Source organism: Enterobacter sp. C3_dUdeg, from assembly GCF_057536195.1.
This window is the reverse complement of sequence record NZ_BAAKFX010000001.1, coordinates 527,937-546,118: the sequence shown is the minus strand read 5'-3', so window position 1 is coordinate 546,118 and position 18,182 is coordinate 527,937. Positions and strand designations below refer to the sequence as shown.

General features: G+C 56.8%; 19 protein-coding genes. 10 read left to right on the top strand and 9 right to left on the bottom strand.

Features of this window, described 5'->3' with window-relative positions:
* Positions 1-4 precede the first annotated feature (4 nt).
* Both nhaB and dsbB read left to right on the top strand, forming a co-directional pair.
* On the top strand, positions 5-1,543 hold the full coding sequence (nhaB, locus tag AC27FC_RS02560; protein WP_048977596.1) for a Na(+)/H(+) antiporter NhaB: 1,539 nt from the start codon (positions 5-7) through the stop codon (positions 1,541-1,543).
* Positions 1,544-1,686: 143 nt separating this feature from the next.
* Positions 1,687-2,217 (top strand): disulfide bond formation protein DsbB, encoded by a 531-nt coding sequence (dsbB, locus tag AC27FC_RS02555; RefSeq protein ID WP_023312182.1) that lies wholly within the window; start codon positions 1,687-1,689, stop codon positions 2,215-2,217.
* A gap of 123 nt (positions 2,218-2,340) precedes the next feature.
* On the opposite strand, the gene AC27FC_RS02550 is transcribed toward dsbB, so the two are convergent.
* The 3 genes from AC27FC_RS02550 to AC27FC_RS02540 form a co-directional block, all read right to left on the bottom strand.
* Positions 2,341-2,781: a YcgN family cysteine cluster protein gene (locus AC27FC_RS02550; RefSeq protein WP_033145818.1), complete on the bottom strand. Its 441-nt coding sequence runs from the start codon at positions 2,779-2,781 to the stop codon at positions 2,341-2,343.
* Positions 2,782-2,874: 93 nt separating this feature from the next.
* A complete protein-coding gene (locus AC27FC_RS02545; protein WP_029742142.1) occupies positions 2,875-3,534 on the bottom strand; it encodes a fumarylacetoacetate hydrolase family protein in 660 nt (219 codons plus the stop codon).
* A gap of 47 nt (positions 3,535-3,581) precedes the next feature.
* On the bottom strand, positions 3,582-3,857 hold the full coding sequence (locus AC27FC_RS02540; RefSeq protein ID WP_029742143.1) for a YcgL domain-containing protein: 276 nt from the start codon (positions 3,855-3,857) through the stop codon (positions 3,582-3,584).
* Between the two features lie 123 nt (positions 3,858-3,980).
* On the opposite strand from AC27FC_RS02540, the gene minC reads away from it, so the two are divergent.
* The 3 genes from minC to minE are packed head-to-tail and all read left to right on the top strand — an operon-like array spanning position 3,981 to position 5,797.
* A complete protein-coding gene (gene minC, locus AC27FC_RS02535; RefSeq protein WP_023312186.1) occupies positions 3,981-4,688 on the top strand; it encodes a septum site-determining protein MinC in 708 nt (235 codons plus the stop codon).
* A 23-nt stretch (positions 4,689-4,711) separates the two neighbouring features.
* Positions 4,712-5,524 carry a septum site-determining protein MinD gene (minD, locus tag AC27FC_RS02530; protein WP_029742160.1) on the top strand — a complete coding sequence of 271 codons (813 nt, stop codon included), beginning with the start codon at positions 4,712-4,714 and terminating at the stop codon, positions 5,522-5,524.
* A 3-nt stretch (positions 5,525-5,527) separates the two neighbouring features.
* Positions 5,528-5,797: a cell division topological specificity factor MinE gene (minE, locus tag AC27FC_RS02525; RefSeq protein WP_008500504.1), complete on the top strand. Its 270-nt coding sequence runs from the start codon at positions 5,528-5,530 to the stop codon at positions 5,795-5,797.
* A gap of 75 nt (positions 5,798-5,872) precedes the next feature.
* Here the strand turns inward: minE and rnd are convergent, their stop codons facing one another.
* From rnd to yoaA, 5 genes are all read right to left on the bottom strand, one after another.
* Positions 5,873-7,000 carry a ribonuclease D gene (rnd, locus tag AC27FC_RS02520; RefSeq protein ID WP_087822872.1) on the bottom strand — a complete coding sequence of 376 codons (1,128 nt, stop codon included), beginning with the start codon at positions 6,998-7,000 and terminating at the stop codon, positions 5,873-5,875.
* A gap of 71 nt (positions 7,001-7,071) precedes the next feature.
* Entirely contained in the window at positions 7,072-8,757 is a 1,686-nt protein-coding gene (gene fadD / locus AC27FC_RS02515; protein WP_023312189.1) for a long-chain-fatty-acid--CoA ligase FadD, read from the bottom strand.
* A gap of 203 nt (positions 8,758-8,960) precedes the next feature.
* A complete protein-coding gene (locus AC27FC_RS02510) occupies positions 8,961-9,542 on the bottom strand; it encodes a Slp family lipoprotein (RefSeq protein WP_033145820.1) in 582 nt (193 codons plus the stop codon).
* Between the two features lie 37 nt (positions 9,543-9,579).
* Positions 9,580-10,275 carry a tRNA (adenosine(37)-N6)-threonylcarbamoyltransferase complex dimerization subunit type 1 TsaB gene (gene tsaB, locus AC27FC_RS02505; RefSeq protein ID WP_038417432.1) on the bottom strand — a complete coding sequence of 232 codons (696 nt, stop codon included), beginning with the start codon at positions 10,273-10,275 and terminating at the stop codon, positions 9,580-9,582.
* A 66-nt stretch (positions 10,276-10,341) separates the two neighbouring features.
* Complete coding sequence (gene yoaA / locus AC27FC_RS02500) at positions 10,342-12,252, bottom strand: DNA repair helicase YoaA (RefSeq protein WP_039263631.1); 1,911 nt, start codon at positions 12,250-12,252, stop codon at positions 10,342-10,344.
* A 133-nt stretch (positions 12,253-12,385) separates the two neighbouring features.
* Between yoaA and AC27FC_RS02495 the strand changes: the two genes are divergently transcribed.
* A complete protein-coding gene (locus AC27FC_RS02495; RefSeq protein WP_008500498.1) occupies positions 12,386-12,730 on the top strand; it encodes a RidA family protein in 345 nt (114 codons plus the stop codon).
* 6 nt (positions 12,731-12,736) lie between these two features.
* Here the strand turns inward: AC27FC_RS02495 and AC27FC_RS02490 are convergent, their stop codons facing one another.
* On the bottom strand, positions 12,737-12,928 hold the full coding sequence (locus AC27FC_RS02490) for a YoaH family protein (RefSeq protein ID WP_033145823.1): 192 nt from the start codon (positions 12,926-12,928) through the stop codon (positions 12,737-12,739).
* Between the two features lie 61 nt (positions 12,929-12,989).
* On the opposite strand from AC27FC_RS02490, the gene pabB reads away from it, so the two are divergent.
* The 4 genes from pabB (at position 12,990) to AC27FC_RS02470 (ending at position 18,178) form a co-directional block, all read left to right on the top strand.
* The gene (pabB, locus tag AC27FC_RS02485) at positions 12,990-14,315 is read left to right on the top strand and encodes an aminodeoxychorismate synthase component 1 (protein ID WP_033145824.1); all 1,326 of its coding nucleotides are present in this window, start codon (positions 12,990-12,992) and stop codon (positions 14,313-14,315) included.
* A 6-nt stretch (positions 14,316-14,321) separates the two neighbouring features.
* Entirely contained in the window at positions 14,322-14,900 is a 579-nt protein-coding gene (locus AC27FC_RS02480) for a CoA pyrophosphatase (protein WP_023312196.1), read from the top strand.
* A 184-nt stretch (positions 14,901-15,084) separates the two neighbouring features.
* Complete coding sequence (gene sdaA / locus AC27FC_RS02475; RefSeq protein ID WP_023312197.1) at positions 15,085-16,449, top strand: L-serine ammonia-lyase; 1,365 nt, start codon at positions 15,085-15,087, stop codon at positions 16,447-16,449.
* Between the two features lie 130 nt (positions 16,450-16,579).
* On the top strand, positions 16,580-18,178 hold the full coding sequence (locus AC27FC_RS02470) for an EAL domain-containing protein (RefSeq protein ID WP_196354254.1): 1,599 nt from the start codon (positions 16,580-16,582) through the stop codon (positions 18,176-18,178).
* Positions 18,179-18,182 lie beyond the last annotated feature (4 nt).

Below are 18,182 nucleotides of genomic sequence, written 5' to 3'. Positions count from 1 at the left end.
TGTTGTGGAAATTTCTTTTGGGCGCGCGCTATGGCGCAATTTTTTAGGCCAGTCTCCTGACTGGTATAAACTGATACTGCTGGTTTTCCTGGTCGTTAATCCCATCATTTTTAGCGTGAATCCCTTTATCGCCGGCTGGCTGCTGGTGGCGGAGTTTATCTTCACCCTGGCCATGGCGCTGAAATGTTATCCCCTTCTGCCGGGCGGATTGCTGGCGTTTGAAGCCGTCGTCGTCGGTATGACCAGCGCCGGGCATGTCAAAGCAGAGCTGGCGTCTAATCTCGAAGTGCTTCTGCTGCTGATCTTTATGGTGGCCGGCATCTACTTTATGAAACAGCTGCTGCTGTTCATCTTCACGCGCCTGCTGCTCAGCATTCCGTCGAAAATGTTCCTCTCGCTGGCGTTTTGCCTTGCCGCCGCCTTCCTGTCGGCGTTCCTGGATGCGCTGACGGTCGTTGCGGTAGTGATCAGCGTCGCGGTTGGGTTTTACGGAATTTATCACCGCGTGGCCTCCTCTCGCCCAAATGAGGACCTGCAGGATGACAGCCACGTTGAGGCGCATAACCGTGACGTGCTGGAACAATTCCGCGCGTTTCTGCGCAGCCTGATGATGCATGCCGGCGTGGGTACCGCGCTGGGCGGCGTGATGACCATGGTCGGCGAGCCGCAAAACCTGATCATTGCCAAAGCGGCGGGCTGGCACTTCGGTGATTTCTTCCTGAGAATGGCCCCGGTGAGCGTACCGGTGCTGATCTGCGGGCTGGCGACCTGTCTGCTGGTGGAGAAGTTTCGCCTCTTTGGGTACGGGGCGCAGCTCCCGGAGCCGGTTCGTCAGGAGCTGCATAAATTCGATGTGCAGAGCCGAAGCCAGCGGACGCGCCAGGAGACGCTACGACTGATTGCTCAGGGGATCATCGGCGTCTGGCTTATCGCGGCGCTGGCGTTCCATCTTGCCGAAGTGGGGCTGATTGGCCTGTCAGTCATTATTCTCGCCACCACCTTTACCGGCGTGACGGACGAACATGCCATCGGCAAGGCGTTTACCGAAGCCCTGCCGTTTACCGCCCTGCTGGCGGTGTTCTTTGCCGTCGTGGCGGTGATTATCGACCAGCACCTGTTCGCGCCGATTATTGCCTTTGTATTACAGGCGTCACCGGATGCTCAGCTCTCGCTGTTTTACCTGTTTAACGGCCTGCTCTCGTCGATCTCAGATAACGTCTTCGTCGGGACGGTCTACATCAACGAGGCTAAAGCGGCCATGGAGCAAGGCGTTATCAGCGCCGGACAGTTTGAGCTGCTGGCCGTGGCGATCAATACCGGAACCAACCTGCCGTCGGTGGCGACGCCAAATGGCCAGGCCGCCTTCCTGTTCCTGCTGACCTCCGCCCTCGCGCCGCTCATACGTCTTTCTTATGGCAGGATGGTATGGATGGCGCTGCCCTATACGCTGGTGCTCACGATCGTCGGATTGCTTTGCGTCAAAATTACCCTCATTCCCTGTACGCAATGGCTGGTACAAGCGGGTATACTTGCGGCGCAGTAAACTATGCATCTCGGGCAGTTCGCTGCCCGTTTGCCTTTTCGCACGATAAACATCCAATTACGTTTTATTTCGCCAGGTACAGGTGGCGCGAAAAACGAATTCGTTTACACTGCGCTTTCTAAGCATGTTCCAGGGAAATGATTATGTTGAGATTTTTAAACCAGTGCTCCCGCGGTCGCGGAGCGTGGTTGTTAATGGCCCTGACCGCCTTTGCGCTGGAAATGGTCGCGCTGTGGTTCCAGCATGTAATGGGACTGAAACCTTGCGTACTGTGTATTTACGAACGCAGCGCGCTGTTCGGCATTATGGGTGCGGGCCTGGTGGGTGCGATTGCCCCAAAATCGCCGCTTCGCTATGCCGGTATTGCCATCTGGATCTACAGCGCCTGGAAAGGAATTGAACTCTCCTGGCAGCACACCATGATGCAATTGCATCCGTCACCGTTTATGACCTGTGATTTTGCCGCCCGCTTCCCGAGCTGGCTGCCGCTGGACAAATGGCTGCCGCAGGTGTTTGTCGCATCCGGTGACTGCTCCGTTCGCCAATGGGAATTCCTGACGCTGGAGATGCCGCAGTGGCTGGTGGGCATTTTTGCCGCCTACTTCGTCGTGGCGCTGCTGGTGCTGATTGCCCAGCCGTTCAAACCGAAGAAACGCGATTTGTTCGGAAGGTAAACGCAAAACGGCAACCAAGGTTGCCGTTTTTAGCGTTTGCGCCCTCTCCCACGGGAGAGGGTTGGGGTGAGGGCATCAGGCCGCACAAGCACAAAAAAACCCGCCTCGGCGGTTTTTTTAATCTCAACGGGTCGGGTGGTTCATGATGTGATCTTCCCAGTCCTGCACCTCGGACTCTTTCACCGCAATGTGGCGCACAGAAATACGTTCACCGTGCATCGCCGCTTTTGAACCGGTTAACAGCGGATGCCAGTCAGGCAGACCTTTCCCTTCCGCCAGCAGGCGATACGCGCAGGTATGCGGCAGCCATTCAAACGTCGGCAGATTATCCCGGGTTAACTTGATGCAGTCAGGCTCAAATTCAAACCGGCGCTCATAGTTGCGGCACTGGCAGGTTTTAATGTTTAACTGCTTGCAGGCAACGTTGGTGAAGTAGATTTCATCCGTATCTTCATCCATCAGCTTGTGCAGGCAGCACTGCCCGCAGCCGTCGCACAATGATTCCCATTCCGCGTCAGTCATGTCGTCGAGAGTTTTGCTTTGCCAGAAAGGGATGTCGTTCATCAGGATGTCCACACGTCAAAAGAAAGCGCACCTTATAACGAGTCTGGCACGTTGTTGCAAGTTTTGCCGCCCTCTTCAGGCGGCAAGATGGGGTTACAGCACGCGGGTTTTCAGCGACAGGCCGTTGAAACCGACCTCAAGCTCGTCACCGCTGAGTAGCGGGCCAACGCCTTCTGGGGTTCCGGTCAGGATCACATCGCCCGGCTTCAGGGTAAAGAAGCGACTCATGTAGGCGATCAGCGGCACAATCTTATGGATCATGTCTGCCGTGGTGCCCTGCTGGCGGATCTCACCGTTAACCTTGAGGCTGAGCGGCGTGTCCTGCGGATCGCCGGTAAATTCGCTCACCGGCACAAACGCCGAAATTGGGCAGGAATTATCAAACCCTTTGGCTTTTTCCCACGGCTGCCCTGCTTTCTTCATTTTGCCTTGAACGTCACGCAGGGTCAGATCCAGCGCCACGCCGTATCCGGCAATCGCTTTTTTAACATGTTCTTCTGAGGCCTGGCGCAGCGTCGCGCCGATCAGCACGGCAAGTTCAACTTCGTGATGCACCGAGCCCAGCCCCTGCGGCAGCGCCAGCGGCTGGCGGATATCGCACAGCGCCGTTTCAGGCTTAATAAACAGGACCGGTTCTTCTGGCGTCGCGCTGCCCATCTCCTGAATATGTTTTGCGTAGTTGCTGCCCACGCAAACCACTTTGCTGACGGGATAATCCAGTAATGCACCTTGCCAGTTATGATGTTGATACATGGTCGACCCCTAAACGGTTGATGTGTTGTACCCAAAAACAGTTGAGACTATTTTTTACCGTTCGCCTCAAGATGCTGTTTTAATAAATTCTCGGGTGGCGGTGGAAGCTGTAAATAATAGCCTTGCTCGGCTAAGGCCGTTTTCACTTTATCCAGATCGGCGTTAATCAGTTTCTTACGACCATCGAGCGGCAGCAGCATCGCCAGCTGTGGTCGGCCAAAGTTCTTCATTAATTCTTCAGGCACGCGTGAAAAATCGTCTTTCTTTTCGACATAAAGATAGGTCTGGTCACGGCTTGTACTTCTGTAGATCACACAAAACATGTTTTTACTCTGAATTAATGGGTGGTTGCTTGCCTCAATATACTCCTGACTATAACATGCCTGATACTCTTCGGAATATCGCAGCGAGTGGTTGCGGTTAATAGCAAATTGAGTAAGGCCAGGATGTCAAACACGCCCATCGAGCTTAAAGGCAGTAGCTTCACCTTATCAGTGGTACATTTGCATGATGCAAAACCCGAGGTTATTCGTCAGGCGTTAGAAGACAAAATCGCCCAGGCTCCCGCCTTTCTGAAGCACGCCCCTGTTGTTATCAACGTCAGCGGTCTTGAGGCTCCGGTTAACTGGAAACTTCTCCAGCAGGCCGTCTCCTCGACCGGACTACGTATCGTGGGCATCAGCGGCTGCAAAGATACTGAGCTGAAAGCGGAAATTGAGCGTGCGGGGCTGCCCCTTCTGAATGAGGGCAAAGAAAAAGCCTCGCGAGCGGCACCCGTTGCCGTGCAAACGCCCCCTCCTGCGGTGCAAAACGTTACTACCGTCACAAAAACGCGAATGATTGATGTGCCGGTTCGTTCCGGTCAGCGCATTTATGCACCAAACTGTGATCTGATTGTTACAAGCCACGTCAGTGCTGGCGCTGAGCTGATTGCAGATGGCAATATTCACGTATACGGTATGATGCGTGGACGTGCGCTCGCAGGTGCAAGTGGCGATCGAGATGCGCAAATATTTTGTACTCACCTGACGGCGGAACTTGTGTCCATCGCAGGTGAATATTGGCTGAGCGACAAGATCCCAGCCGAATTTTATGGCAAAGCGGCTCGCCTGCTTCTGGCAGACGACGCGTTGACCGTTCAACCGTTGAATTGATCCCTTTTTAACAAGGAATTTCTATGGCACGCATTATTGTTGTTACTTCGGGTAAAGGAGGCGTTGGCAAGACCACCTCCAGCGCGGCCATCGCTACTGGTTTGGCCCAGAAGGGAAAGAAAACCATCGTTATCGACTTCGATATCGGTCTGCGTAACCTCGACCTCATCATGGGATGTGAGCGTCGCGTCGTGTATGACTTCGTAAACGTCATTCAGGGCGATGCCACGCTTAACCAGGCGATGATCAAAGACAAGCGCACCGAGAACCTCTACATTCTCCCGGCTTCTCAGACGCGTGACAAAGACGCCCTGACCCGTGAAGGCGTGGAAAAGGTGCTCGACGATCTGAAAAAAATGGATTTCGACTTCATTGTCTGCGACTCCCCTGCCGGCATCGAAACCGGTGCCCTGATGGCGCTCTACTTCGCTGATGAAGCGATCATCACCACTAACCCTGAAGTTTCATCCGTGCGTGACTCAGACCGCATTCTGGGCATCCTCGCCTCTAAATCCCGTCGTGCGGAAAATGGCGAAGACCCGATTAAAGAACACCTGCTGCTCACTCGCTACAATCCGGGCCGCGTGAACAAAGGTGACATGCTGAGCATGGAAGACGTGCTGGAGATCCTGCGCATTAAGCTGGTGGGCGTTATCCCGGAAGATCAGTCCGTGTTACGCGCCTCTAACCAGGGCGAGCCAGTGATCCTTGATACATTGGCAGATGCAGGTAAAGCTTACGCCGATACCGTTGACCGTCTGCTGGGAGAAGAACGTCCTTTCCGCTTCATTGAAGAAGAGAAGAAAGGTTTCCTCAAACGCCTGTTCGGAGGATAAGTTATGGCATTACTGGACTTTTTTCTCTCGCGGAAAAAGAACACCGCCAACATCGCAAAAGAACGTCTGCAAATTATCGTTGCGGAGCGTCGTCGTAGCGACGCCGAGCCTCACTACCTGCCGCAGCTGCGCAAGGACATCCTGGAAGTGATCTGTAAGTATGTGCAGATTGACCCGGAGATGGTCACGGTGCAGCTGGAACAAAAAGACGGGGATATTTCGATTCTGGAGCTGAACGTTACGCTCCCGGAAGCGGAAGAGTCGCGTCCGTAGGTTTGTGTTTTCGCCGCCCCGGTAAGCGCAGCGCCACCGGGGAAATATGCCGGGTATATCGCCCGGCATATTTTTTTATCGCGGGTAACCGTCCAGCAGCGTATTCAGGCGATCGGCCATCAATTCCCCGCGCCATCCCGCCATCATCTCCGGCACGCCATTCTGCGGCTTCAGCTTCCAGTGCCAGTTCAGCAGCTGGTTAATCTGACGACGTGAGGCGAGCAGTTCCGCGCTCAGCTTGCTTTCCGTTGCAACCGCCTGCACCAGCGCTTTGATATCCTTAAACGCTTTGCGATAGCCCGGCATGTCCATCAGGTTCAGCAGCGGTTCCGGCAGCGCATCTTCCGGCAGCTCCTGCGCTTTGGCGACCAGCGCCAGCAGGGTTTTACCATGGAAGCGGATCTCGCTGCCCGAAAGCCCAATGCTGTCCAGCTCGCCCAGGCTGCCAGGCATATAGCGCGCGACTGCCCAGAGATGCTCTTCGCGAACAACAAAGTTAACGGCCAGATCGCGCTCCCGCGCTTTACGCAAGCGCCAGTCTGCCAGCAGCTGCAGGCATGCCAGCTGACGCGTGCGCAGCTGCCAGGCGTTACTGATATCGCGCCAGGCCTCTTTCGGGTCAACCACTTCCTGACGACGCTGCTGGGTCATACGGCACTCGTCCAGCGCAGCAGCGAGCCAACCGGAGGCTTCCGCCTCTTTCATCAGCTGTCCCGCAATCGGCAGCAGGTAAAACACGTCTGCCGCCGCATACTCCAGCTGACGCTCTGTAAGCGGGCGCGCCAGCCAGTCGGTACGGGATTCGCTTTTATCCAGCGTCAGGCCCGTATACTCCTCCACCATGGCAGCAAAGCCCCAGGAGAGCGGACGATTGCTGAATGCCGCGAGGATCTGCGTGTCAATCAGCGGCTGGGGCATGATGCCAAAGGTGTTCAGAAAGACTTCCAGATCCTCACTGCCTGCGTGCAGGTATTTCGTCACGGCGGTATCGAGCAGCAAGTTACGCATCGGCGTCCAGTCGGTAATGCCGAGAGGGTCAATCAGCGACACGTGCTTACCGTCGTACATCTGAATCAAACCCAGCTGCGGATAATAGGTCCGGGTACGGACAAACTCGGTATCCAGGGCAATGGCAGGAAAGTCGCGCGTCACTTCGCACAGCGAAGCCAGCTCGTCGTTGGTCGTGATCATCTGGTAATTCAAAACGGGTTCTCTTTTGTTTGCGCCCATAAAAAACGCCGGCTTAACCGGCGTCTGGGCGATTAGCGTGAAGCTCAGGCCTTATTGTCTACTTTGCCACGGGCTTCGTCACGTAATTCTCGTCGTAATATCTTACCGACGTTGGATTTCGGCAGCTCATCGCGGAATTCAACCAGCTTCGGCACCTTATAGCCCGTCAGCTGACGACGGCAAAACGTTACCAGCGCCTCCTCCGTCAGGGAAGGATCTTTTTTGACCACAAATATCTTCACCGCTTCACCGCTGCTGCCGGAAGGGACGCCGACCGCCGCCACCTCGAGTACGCCGCTGTGCTGCATAACCACGTCTTCGATCTCATTCGGATAGACGTTGAAGCCGGAGACCAGGATCATGTCTTTCTTGCGATCGACGATGCGCAGGAAGCCCTCGTCATCCATTACCGCAATATCACCGGTGTGCAGCCAGCCGTCTTTGATGATTTCGTCGGTCGCATCGGGACGCTGCCAGTAACCCAGCATCACCTGCGGACCTCTGACGCAAAGCTCACCCGGCTCGCCCGGCGCGACTTCGTTATCGTTATCATCGACCAGTTTGGCCTCGGTGGAAGGAACCGGCAGACCAATGCTTCCACTGTGATAGTCGATATCGTGTGGGTTCACGCTGACCAGCGGAGCACATTCCGTCAGCCCATAGCCTTCCAGCAAATACTGACCGGTGAGCTTCACCCAGCGCTCGGCGACCGCCTGTTGAACCGGCATGCCGCCGCCCGCAGAGAGATGCAGCGTGGAGAAATCCAGCTGCTGGAACTCTTTGTTATTAAGCAGCGCGTTAAACAGGGTGTTCACCCCCGTCATGGCGGTGAACGGGTATTTCGCCAGCTCTTTCACCAGGCCCGGGATATCGCGCGGGTTGGTGATGAGGATGTTCTGACCACCCAGTTCAATAAACAGCAGGCAGTTCATGGTCAGCGCAAAGATGTGATACAGCGGAAGCGCGGTGATCACCACCTCTTTGCCCGGATGCAGAAGCGGCCCGTAGGTGGCGTTCACCTGTTCAAGGTTTGCCAGCATATTACGGTGGGTAAGCATGGCGCCTTTGGCGACGCCGGTAGTCCCGCCCGTGTATTGCAGAAACGCAAGATCTTCCGCGACCACTTCGGGTTTCACATACTGCATACGGTAGCCCGCATGCAGCGCGCGGCGGAAGGAGATGGCGTCCGGCAGGTGGTATTTTGGCACCAGGCGCTTGACGTATTTAACGACAAAGTTAACCAGCGTGCCTTTGGCGGTCGAGAGTTGATCCCCCATGCGCGTCAGGATGACGTGTTTAACCTGGGTTTTGTCGACCACTTTTTCCAGCGTATGGGCGAAGTTGGACACAATGACAATCGCGGCCGCGCCGCTGTCGTTCAGCTGATGCTCCAGCTCGCGCGGGGTATACAAGGGGTTAACGTTGACGACAATCATCCCGGCTCGCAGGATACCGAACAACGCCACCGGGTATTGCAGCAGGTTCGGCATCATCAGCGCGACGCGGTCCCCTTTTTGCAGCCCCAGCCCTTCCTGCAGATACGCCGCAAACGCGCGGCTACGCTCCTCAAGCTTACGGAACGTCATGACCTCGCCCATATTCACGAATGCGGGCTGGTCCGCGTAGCGCCTTACCGAGTGTTCAAATAATTCCACCAGGGATTGATAACGGTCAGGATTGATCTCAGCAGGAACATCTGCGGGATAACGGTTAAGCCAAACCTTCTTCAATGCATCACCTCTGAAATGAGTGTTCGTCGTCATCACAACCCCGATAATAAACAGTTTGTTAACATTATATTAACTCAGCGTACCAGTTTATTAATTGTTCAGATTTAAGGTTGCGAAGCGCGTCACTCTTTTTTTTCGTTTTATCCGTAAAAAAACAGAGACAGCGGCTGAGCCGCTGTCTCTTTTCTAACAATAACAGTAAGTTACTCAGTAACGATCGTCTGAACCTGTGCAGGACCCGGGTTATACCAGCCCCAGCCCGGGTAGCCGTAACGATAAGGATGTGGACCCCACATCCACGGATCCATCGGCTGAGGCGGCATGATCACCTGCTGTGCCAGCCGCCAGCGTTTATACCCGTTGACCTGCATGGTCATAAATTTATACGGCGTGCTGCCGATTTTGCCCTGCACGGCGCCGGTAATCGGCCCGACGACGGTCACCAGCTGCCCGCGAAAATCGACCGGATCGAGGAAACCGCTGACGTCCGCATAGATACGTCCGCGAGAGGCCTCACCCAGTACCGGCCGCGCGCCGCTGTCCAGCGGAACGGTCGCGATCTCGAGGCGGGTTTTCCCCTGCTGGTTTTGTACGTCTATGACCTTACCGCCAAAGCGCGCTTCCTGGCCGACGTAAAGCTCAGGCGCATTCATCACCCGAACCAGATCCTGCTGTGGCGTCGGGCTGCTGCCCTTAATCGCATCAGGAACGGAAACGCATCCGCTCAGTGCTATGGCAACTGCGCCTGCCATAATAAGGCGTACTACTTTAGTTCGAACCGCCATGATGCGACTCCTTTTTCTCAGTTCCTGTTACTGAGATTCACTCGCGGCCCGGAAGTTTCTTCCACGCAACGGTGTTTCGCAAATAAACCGGCTCCGCGTGTTCAACGGCAACGGTTTTTCCTGCCGCGAGCAGCTGGCAGGCAATCGGAAGCATATCTTCCGCAGCCGGCAGCAGCATGTTGCCGTCCACCAGCGTCACCCCGGTGTCGTTTGCCATGTCAGGCCACGCCGGCCAGCCGGTGCCGACGGTTGCCCACTCGCCGGAGAGCTGCTGCAGCCGCTCAGTGACCGCTTCCGGCTTGAGCACGGCTTCCGTCTCTTCGCCGTGCCACACGCCCTGCTCGTCGCGGGTGTATTCGGCCCAGTAAACCTCGCCCATGCGGGCATCAATCGCGGCCAGCACGCGCGTTGCCCCGGTCATGCGCCATGCGCCCTGGGCCATAGTGGCGAGGGTAGAGACGCCGATCATCGGCAGTTCGGCGCCCAGCGCCAGCCCCTGCGCAATACCAATCCCGATACGTACGCCCGTAAAGCTGCCGGGGCCACGGCCAAAGGCCAGCGCGTCGAGGTCGGTTAAGGAGGTGTTGCCCTGGGTTAAAATGGCTTTTACCAGGGGCAGAATGCGTTGGGTGTGTTCCCGTGGGCACTCTTCGAAATGAGCAGAAACAGCACCGTCGTTCAACAGAGCGACAGAGCAAGCCTCTGTCGCGGTATCAATAGCCAGAATTCGCATCAGTCGTCGCGCTCTCGCAAGGGTCAGTCACAAAATGGCGCGCATCTTAGCACACTCCGGGGTAAATTACTCCGCCGTTGGGTTTGCCAGGAAACGCACCGCGCGTTTTATGTCCCGCGTCCGCGGCGCGGGCGGCAGGCTTGCAAGGAAGGTCGCTCCGTAAGGGCGCATCACCAGCCGGTTATCGCAAATGACCAGCACTCCGCGATCGGTGACGTCGCGGATTAATCGCCCTACCCCCTGCTTGAGGGTAATCACCGCATCCGGCAGCTGTACCTCATCGAAAGGATCGCCCCCGCGCAGACGGCAGTCTTCCATCCGCGCCTTCAGCAGCGGGTCGTCCGGAGAGGTAAACGGCAGCTTATCAATAATTACCAGCGAGAGCGTATCGCCGCGCACGTCCACCCCTTCCCAGAAGCTGCTGGTTGCTACCAGCAGGGCATTTCCGGCGCTGACAAACTGCTGTAACAGCTGGCCTTTACTGGTTTCACCCTGCAGCAGCACCGGCAGCGTCATGGTGGCGCGGAACTGCTCGGCGAGGTCACGCATCATGGCGTGAGAGGTACAGAGCATAAAGCAGCGGCCGTTGTTGGCCTCGATCATCGGTTTTAACATCGCGGCCAGATGGCGCGCCGCACCCGGCTGGTTCGGCAGCGGCAGATTACGAGGCACGCAGAGCAGCGCCTGTTTTTCGTAATCGAACGGGCTCGGCAGGAGCAGCGATTCCGCATCCTCAATGCCAAGACGTTCCGTGAAGTGATGCAGATCGTCATTCACCGACAGGGTTGCCGAGGTGAAGATCCAGCTTCCCGGTTTTTGCGCCATCACCTCTTTAAATTTATCCGCTACCGTCAGCGGCGTGAGCGCCAGGGTGAAATGCCGCGAGGTGCACTCATACCAGTAGCTGAACCCCGGCTGGTTAATCTCTTTCAGCCGTTTGAGCCGCCCGCGATAGAGCGTGGCGCGTTCGAAGGCCGCGTCCAGCAGCGCGGAACGGCCAAGCGACAGTTTTGCCACGTCGTAGCAGAGTTCGAGGGCATCATCGAGCAGCAACAGCGCGCGCTGGATGTTTTTGTCCGCCAGCAGCTCGCGCAGGTTACCGCGATAGCCCGGCTCGCCAAGCTGTAAGCGGAAATCCTGCGCGCTTTGGGCCAGACGGTCGGCGCACTTCTGCAGCTGCTGGGTATCTTTGAGTTCGGTCCGGTAAGCAATGGTGAAATCTTTCGCCAGATCCTGAAGCTGGCGGCTGGAAAGCGACTGGCCGAAATACTGGCTGGCGATGTCCGGAAGCTGGTGGGCTTCGTCGAAGATCATCACGTCCGCCTCCGGGATCAGCTCGCCGAAACCGCTGTCCTTGACGACCATATCCGCGAGGAACAGATGGTGGTTCACCACCACCACATCCGCGTCCATCGCCGTTTTGCGCGCTTTCACCACAAAGCAGTCTTTATACAGCGGGCAGTCGCTGCCGAGGCAGTTGTCGTTGGTGCTGGTCACCAGCGGCCAGGCAGGCGAGTCTTCCGGCACGCTCGCGCAGGTGCTGATATCGCCCTCTTCGGTCTGGTTCGCCCAGGCGCGAAGGATAATGACGTCGCTGAGGGTTTGTACCGGCAGGTCGCCGCCCGCCAGCGCCTGCTGCTCAAGACGTTCCAGGCAGAGATAGTTGGAGCGTCCCTTCAGCAAGGCCAGACGACCTTTGTATTTCAGCGCTTTCGCCACCGTGGGCAAATCGCGACTGTAGAGCTGATCCTGCAGCGCCTTCGATCCGGTGGAAATAATCACCTTCTTCTTCGCGCGCAGCGCCGGAGCAAGGTAAGCATACGTTTTACCCGTACCGGTTCCGGCCTCGACCACCAGCGGCTGAGCCTTATCGATGGCGCGTGCAACGGCGTGCGCCATCTGGCGCTGAGGCTCACGGGGCTTGAAGCCGGGAATAGCCTGCGCTAATTGACCTTCAGGGGAAAAATCGTCTGCCACGGTGCTCTCTCACTGTATTTTTGCACAGGGATTATGTCAGCCCAACCTCTCCTGTGCCACCCCAAATAGTGACGACACGAGAACAATATGGCAGTCTTGCCGCCTGACGACGAAAAATAACGAGGAAACGTTTATGACAATTGTGCGCATTGATGCCGAAGCCCGCTGGTCTGATGTGGTGATCCATAACCAGACGCTTTACTACACCGGCGTACCGGCTAACCTGGACGCGGATGCGTTCGAGCAGACGGCTAACACTCTGGCGCAGATTGATGCGGTGCTGGAAAAACAGGGCAGCGACAAATCCCGCATTCTGGATGCGACGATTTTCCTGGCAAACAAAGATGATTTCGCGGCGATGAACAAAGCCTGGGATGCATGGGTGGTGGCGGGTCACGCGCCTGTACGCTGTACCGTACAGGCCACGCTGATGAAGCCGGAATATAAGGTAGAGATTAAGATTATCGCGGCGGTGTAAGCCCGATTACTCTTCTGGATCTTCATCTTCATCTTCGAATCGCGCCACGATCCGCTCGCCGGAATGACTGGCGCGAATCTCCTCGGCGACAACCGTAATCGCCTGTCCGCTGCTCATCCCCTGGGACATCAGTTCCTGAATTCGCTCAACCGCTTTCTGCTGCTGTTCATGGCTCAGAGAAGGTAAACCTGCAAACATCGTCAACTCCTGCTAAATTATTCGCGCTAATTATTTCACGCTGCCCGGTAGTATGCCACACATGAACATGCGCTTCCCCACTGTTATTACCTTGCCCTGGCGTGCAGACGCCGCTGAATTCTGGTTTGCCCGCCTGAGCCATCTGCCGTTTGCGATGCTGCTGCATTCTGGCCATGCGGACCATCCCTATAGCCGCTTCGACATTCTGGTGGCCGATCCGCTAAAGACGCTAACAACCGATGACCTGTCGTTAACGGACGATCCCCTGAAGCAGCTGCAGCAGGCCATTAACGCGCTGGGCTTATCTGCTGCGCCGAACCCGGACCTCCCTTTCCAGGGCGGCGCGCTGGGCCTGTTTGGGTACGATCTGGGTCGCCTTTTCGAAACGCTGCCGGAGCATGCGCAGGCTGATATTTCCCTGCCAGACATGGCCGTGGGGCTGTATGACTGGGCGTTAATTGTCGATCATCAGAAAAAAACGGTTTCACTGCTGAGCCATCATGACGTGCAGGCGCGTCTGGCGTGGCTGGAGGCGCAACGGCCTGCCCCGGCAGAGACGTTTACCCTTACCTCTGGCTGGCGCTCGAACATGACCGCAGCGGAGTATGCCGAAAAATTCGCGCGCGTTCAGGCGTATCTGCAAAGCGGTGACTGCTACCAGGTTAACCTCGCCCAGCGCTTCCAGTCGACATACCGGGGAGATGAGTGGCAGGCGTTTACCCGTCTTAACGCCAGCAATAAGGCGCCGTTCAGCGCGTTTGTCCGTCTGGAACAGGGTGTAATTCTTAGCCTGTCACCCGAGCGCTTTATCCATCTGGCCGAGGGTACGATTCAAACCCGTCCGATTAAAGGCACGTTACCGCGTCTTGCGGACCCCGATGCCGATCGCCAGCAGGCGGAAAAGCTCGCCGCCTCGCCGAAAGACCGCGCCGAGAACCTGATGATTGTCGATCTGATGCGTAACGACATTGGCCGCGTCGCCGAACCGGGTAGCGTGCGCGTGCCGGAACTGTTTGTCGTCGAGCCTTTCCCGGCGGTGCATCATCTGGTCAGTACCATTACCGCGCGTCTACCCACCTCTCGCACCGCCTGCGATCTGCTCCGCGCCGCGTTCCCGGGCGGCTCCATCACCGGCGCGCCAAAGGTACGGGCGATGGAGATCATTGATGAGCTGGAGCCGCACCGCCGCAACGCCTGGTGCGGCAGCATCGGCTATATCAGCCTGTGCGGCACCATGGATACCAGCATTACCATTCGCACGCTGACGGCCTGCGACGGAAACCTTTACTGCTCGGCCGGGGGCGGCATTGTTGCCGATAGCCAGGTCGATGCGGAATATCAGGAAACCTTTGATAAAGTTAACCGTATCCTGAAACAACTGGAGTAATCACGGGTGGAAAAAGAGAACCTGACGCTGGACGATTTTTTATCTCGTTTTCAGCTTTTACGACCGCAGGTCAACCGCGAAGCGCTCAATCAGCGTCAGGCGGCCGTGCTGATCCCGGTCGTGCGTCGCGCGCAGCCGGGCCTGCTGCTCACCCAGCGTTCTCCCCATTTACGCAAGCACGCGGGTCAGGTCGCCTTTCCGGGTGGCGCGGTTGACAGCTCCGACGCCTCGCTGATTGCCGCCGCGCTGAGGGAAGCGCAGGAAGAGGTGGCCATTCCGCCGGAGGCGGTGGAGGTTATCGGCGTGCTGCCGCCCGTCGACAGCGTCACCGGTTTTCAGGTCACGCCGGTGGTGGGCATTATCCCGCCCGGCCTGCAGTATCACGCCAGCGTCGATGAAGTTTCAGCGGTGTTTGAAATGCCGCTCGAAGAGGCGCTCCGGCTCAGCCGCTATCATCCGCTCGATATCCATCGACGGGGGCATGACCATCGGGTCTGGTTGTCCTGGTATCAGCATTATTTTGTCTGGGGCATGACGGCGGGCATCATTCGTGAACTGGCGCTGCAAATCGGCCTGAAACCTTGACTATACTTTACATTCCACCCTTTTTCGCAGGTTTGCGATCCGCGTCGCGCTATTAGCAAAACCCATCGTTAACCATTAGTTTAATTCATGTGAATAGTTAAGCCGAGGTCGGTGTTCCCTCTTACACTATGCGCAGTTATAACATCGTTACTGGAACCCCGGTAACCCTGTCAGGAGTGTGAAAGTGATTAGTATATTCGACATGTTCAAAGTGGGAATTGGCCCTTCGTCTTCCCATACTGTTGGCCCGATGAAGGCCGGTAAACAGTTCGTCGATGATCTGGTCGAAAAAGGATTACTGGAAAGCGTTACCCGTGTCGCCGTGGATGTTTACGGCTCGCTGTCATTAACGGGTAAAGGCCACCACACCGATATCGCCATTATTATGGGTCTGGCAGGCAATATGCCGGATACCGTAGATATTGATGCCATCCCGGCATTCATCCGCGACGTGGAAACACGCGGCCGCCTGCTGCTGGCAAACGGCCAGCAGGAAGTCGATTTCCCGCAGGATGACGGCATGCGTTTCCGTAGCGACAACCTGCCGCTGCACGAAAACGGCATGACCATTCACGCTTACAGCGGTGAAAAAGAGATTTACAGCAAAACGTACTACTCCATCGGCGGTGGCTTCATCGTGGATGAAGAGCATTTTGGCAAAGACAGCGTCGGCGACGTCAGCGTACCGTACCCGTTCAAATCGGCTACAGAAATGCTGGGATACTGCAAAGAGACCGGTCTTTCACTGTCCGGCATGGTGATGCAGAACGAACTGGCCCTGCACAGCAAAAAAGAGATTGAAGACTATTTTGCGAACGTCTGGCAAACCATGCGCGCCTGTATCGACCGCGGGATGAACACCGAAGGCGTTCTGCCGGGTCCACTGCGCGTACCGCGTCGTGCCTCTGCCCTGCGCCGTATGCTGGTGACCACGGACAAGTTCTCCAACGACCCGATGAACGTGGTCGACTGGGTAAACATGTTTGCCCTGGCGGTTAACGAAGAGAACGCCGCCGGTGGTCGCGTCGTGACGGCGCCAACCAACGGCGCCTGCGGTATCGTTCCGGCAGTGCTGGCGTATTACGATCACTTTATTGAGCCCGTGACGCCGGACATCTACATCCGCTATTTCCTGGCGGCAGGGGCCATCGGTGCGCTGTACAAAATGAACGCCTCCATCTCCGGTGCGGAAGTGGGCTGTCAGGGTGAAGTGGGCGTTGCCTGCTCCATGGCGGCGGCAGGTCTGGCAGAGCTGCTGGGCGCAAGCCCTGAGCAGGTCTGCGTGGCGGCGGAAATCGGTATGGAACATAACCTCGGTCTGACCTGTGACCCGGTCGCGGGCCAGGTGCAGGTGCCGTGCATCGAGCGTAACGCGATTGCCTCGGTGAAAGCCATCAACGCCTCACGTATGGCGATGCGCCGTACCAGCGAACCTCGCGTATCGCTGGATAAGGTGATTGAAACCATGTACGAAACCGGCAAGGACATGAACGCGAAATACCGCGAGACGTCCCGCGGTGGCCTGGCCATTAAGGTGCAGTGCGACTAATACTGCCTTTCGCCCATCTGCAACGGATGGGCGAATTTCCCTCTTCTTTCTCGTCTCCTTCATCTTTCCCCACTACACTTTTACTGTTGCGTCCGGCTTTTGTGGCTGGTGGCTTATCAGGCGACCGTTCATGCAAACTGCACAAACGATCATTAAAAACTATCGCCGAAAACGCGTTATCGTCTGTGTCACGGTTGCGCTCCTCACGCTCATCCTGACGTTAGGCATTCGCTTTATTTCACAGCGCAATGTTAACCAACAGCGGATCCTCGATTTTACCAGCCACACCGTTCGCGCCCTTGATAACGTCCTGCTTTCTTTAGAGAACCGCCGCAGCGTGCTGCAGCCCCTGGTAGGGCAGCCCTGCCCGCAGGCGCACCTGGCGCTGCGAAAGCAGGCCGCCATTTTGCAGACGGTACGCTCCATCGCCCTGATTAACGAGGGTATCCTGTATTGCTCAAGTATTTTCGGGAGCCGCAATGTGCCCGTTCGCGACTTCCTGAAAGAATTACCCGCCAGCACGGCGAAGCTGATTTTATCGAGCGATCAGTGGCTGCTTAAGGGTAGCCCGATATTGATCCAGTGGTATCCCGTCTCACAGGACGGTGAAGCTGGTGTAATCGAAATCATCAATATCGATCTGATCGCCAAAATGATCCTCGAGCCCCAGCGCCCGCTCATCAATGACGTGGCGCTGACCGTAGGCGATCGCTTTCTGCGCTATGGACAACGCGTCAGCGACAGCCTGACGTTTGATGAGGGGGGCTCTCTTTTCCGGCAATCATCAACCCGAAACCCTTTTACCATTACGGTCAGCGGGCCAGGCCCTGGAGAATTAGCTTTAAAAAGCCTGCCAGCCCAGCTGCCGCTGGGGCTGATGCTCAGCCTGCTGCTGGGCTATCTCGCCTGGCTGGCAACGGCAAACCGGATGAGCTTTACGTGGGAGATCGATATGGGCATTGCGGCGCGGGAATTTGAGCTTTTCTGCCAGCCGCTGGTGAATGCCCGTACCCAGGCGTGCACCGGCGTGGAGATCCTGCTGCGCTGGAATAACCCCCGTCAGGGTTGGATCACCCCGGAGGTATTTATCCCGCTGGCAGAAGAACATAACCAGATTGTCCCCCTGACCCGCTATGTCATCGCCGAAACGGTGCGCCAGATAGGCTACTTCCCTTCCAGCGCCGGTTTTCACATTGGTATTAACGTCGCCGCCAGCCATTTTCGTCACGCGGCATTGATACAGGACCTGAACCGCCTCTGGTTCAGCGCCGGTCCGCGCCAGCAGCTGGTGATTGAACTCACGGAACGGGATGCGCTGCTGGATGCGGATTATCGCATCGTGCGCGAACTGCATCGCAAAGGGGTGAAGCTCGCCATCGACGATTTTGGTACCGGGAACAGCTCCCTCTCCTGGCTTGAAAAGCTGCACCCGGACGTGCTGAAAATCGACCAGTCGTTTACCACCGCCATCGGTACCGACGCCGTGAACTCGACGGTGACGGATATGATTATTGCGCTGGGTCAGCGGCTGAATATCGAACTGGTTGCTGAAGGGGTCGAGACGGAGGAGCAGGCGCGCTACTTGCGCCGCCATGGCGTGCCTGTCCTGCAGGGGTTTTTCTATGCGCGGCCCATGCCGCTACGGGATTTTCCTAAGTGGCTGGCGGGAAGTTCATCCCCGCCAGCGCATCATAACGGGCACATCGTGCCGTTAATGCCGCTGCGCTAAGCCG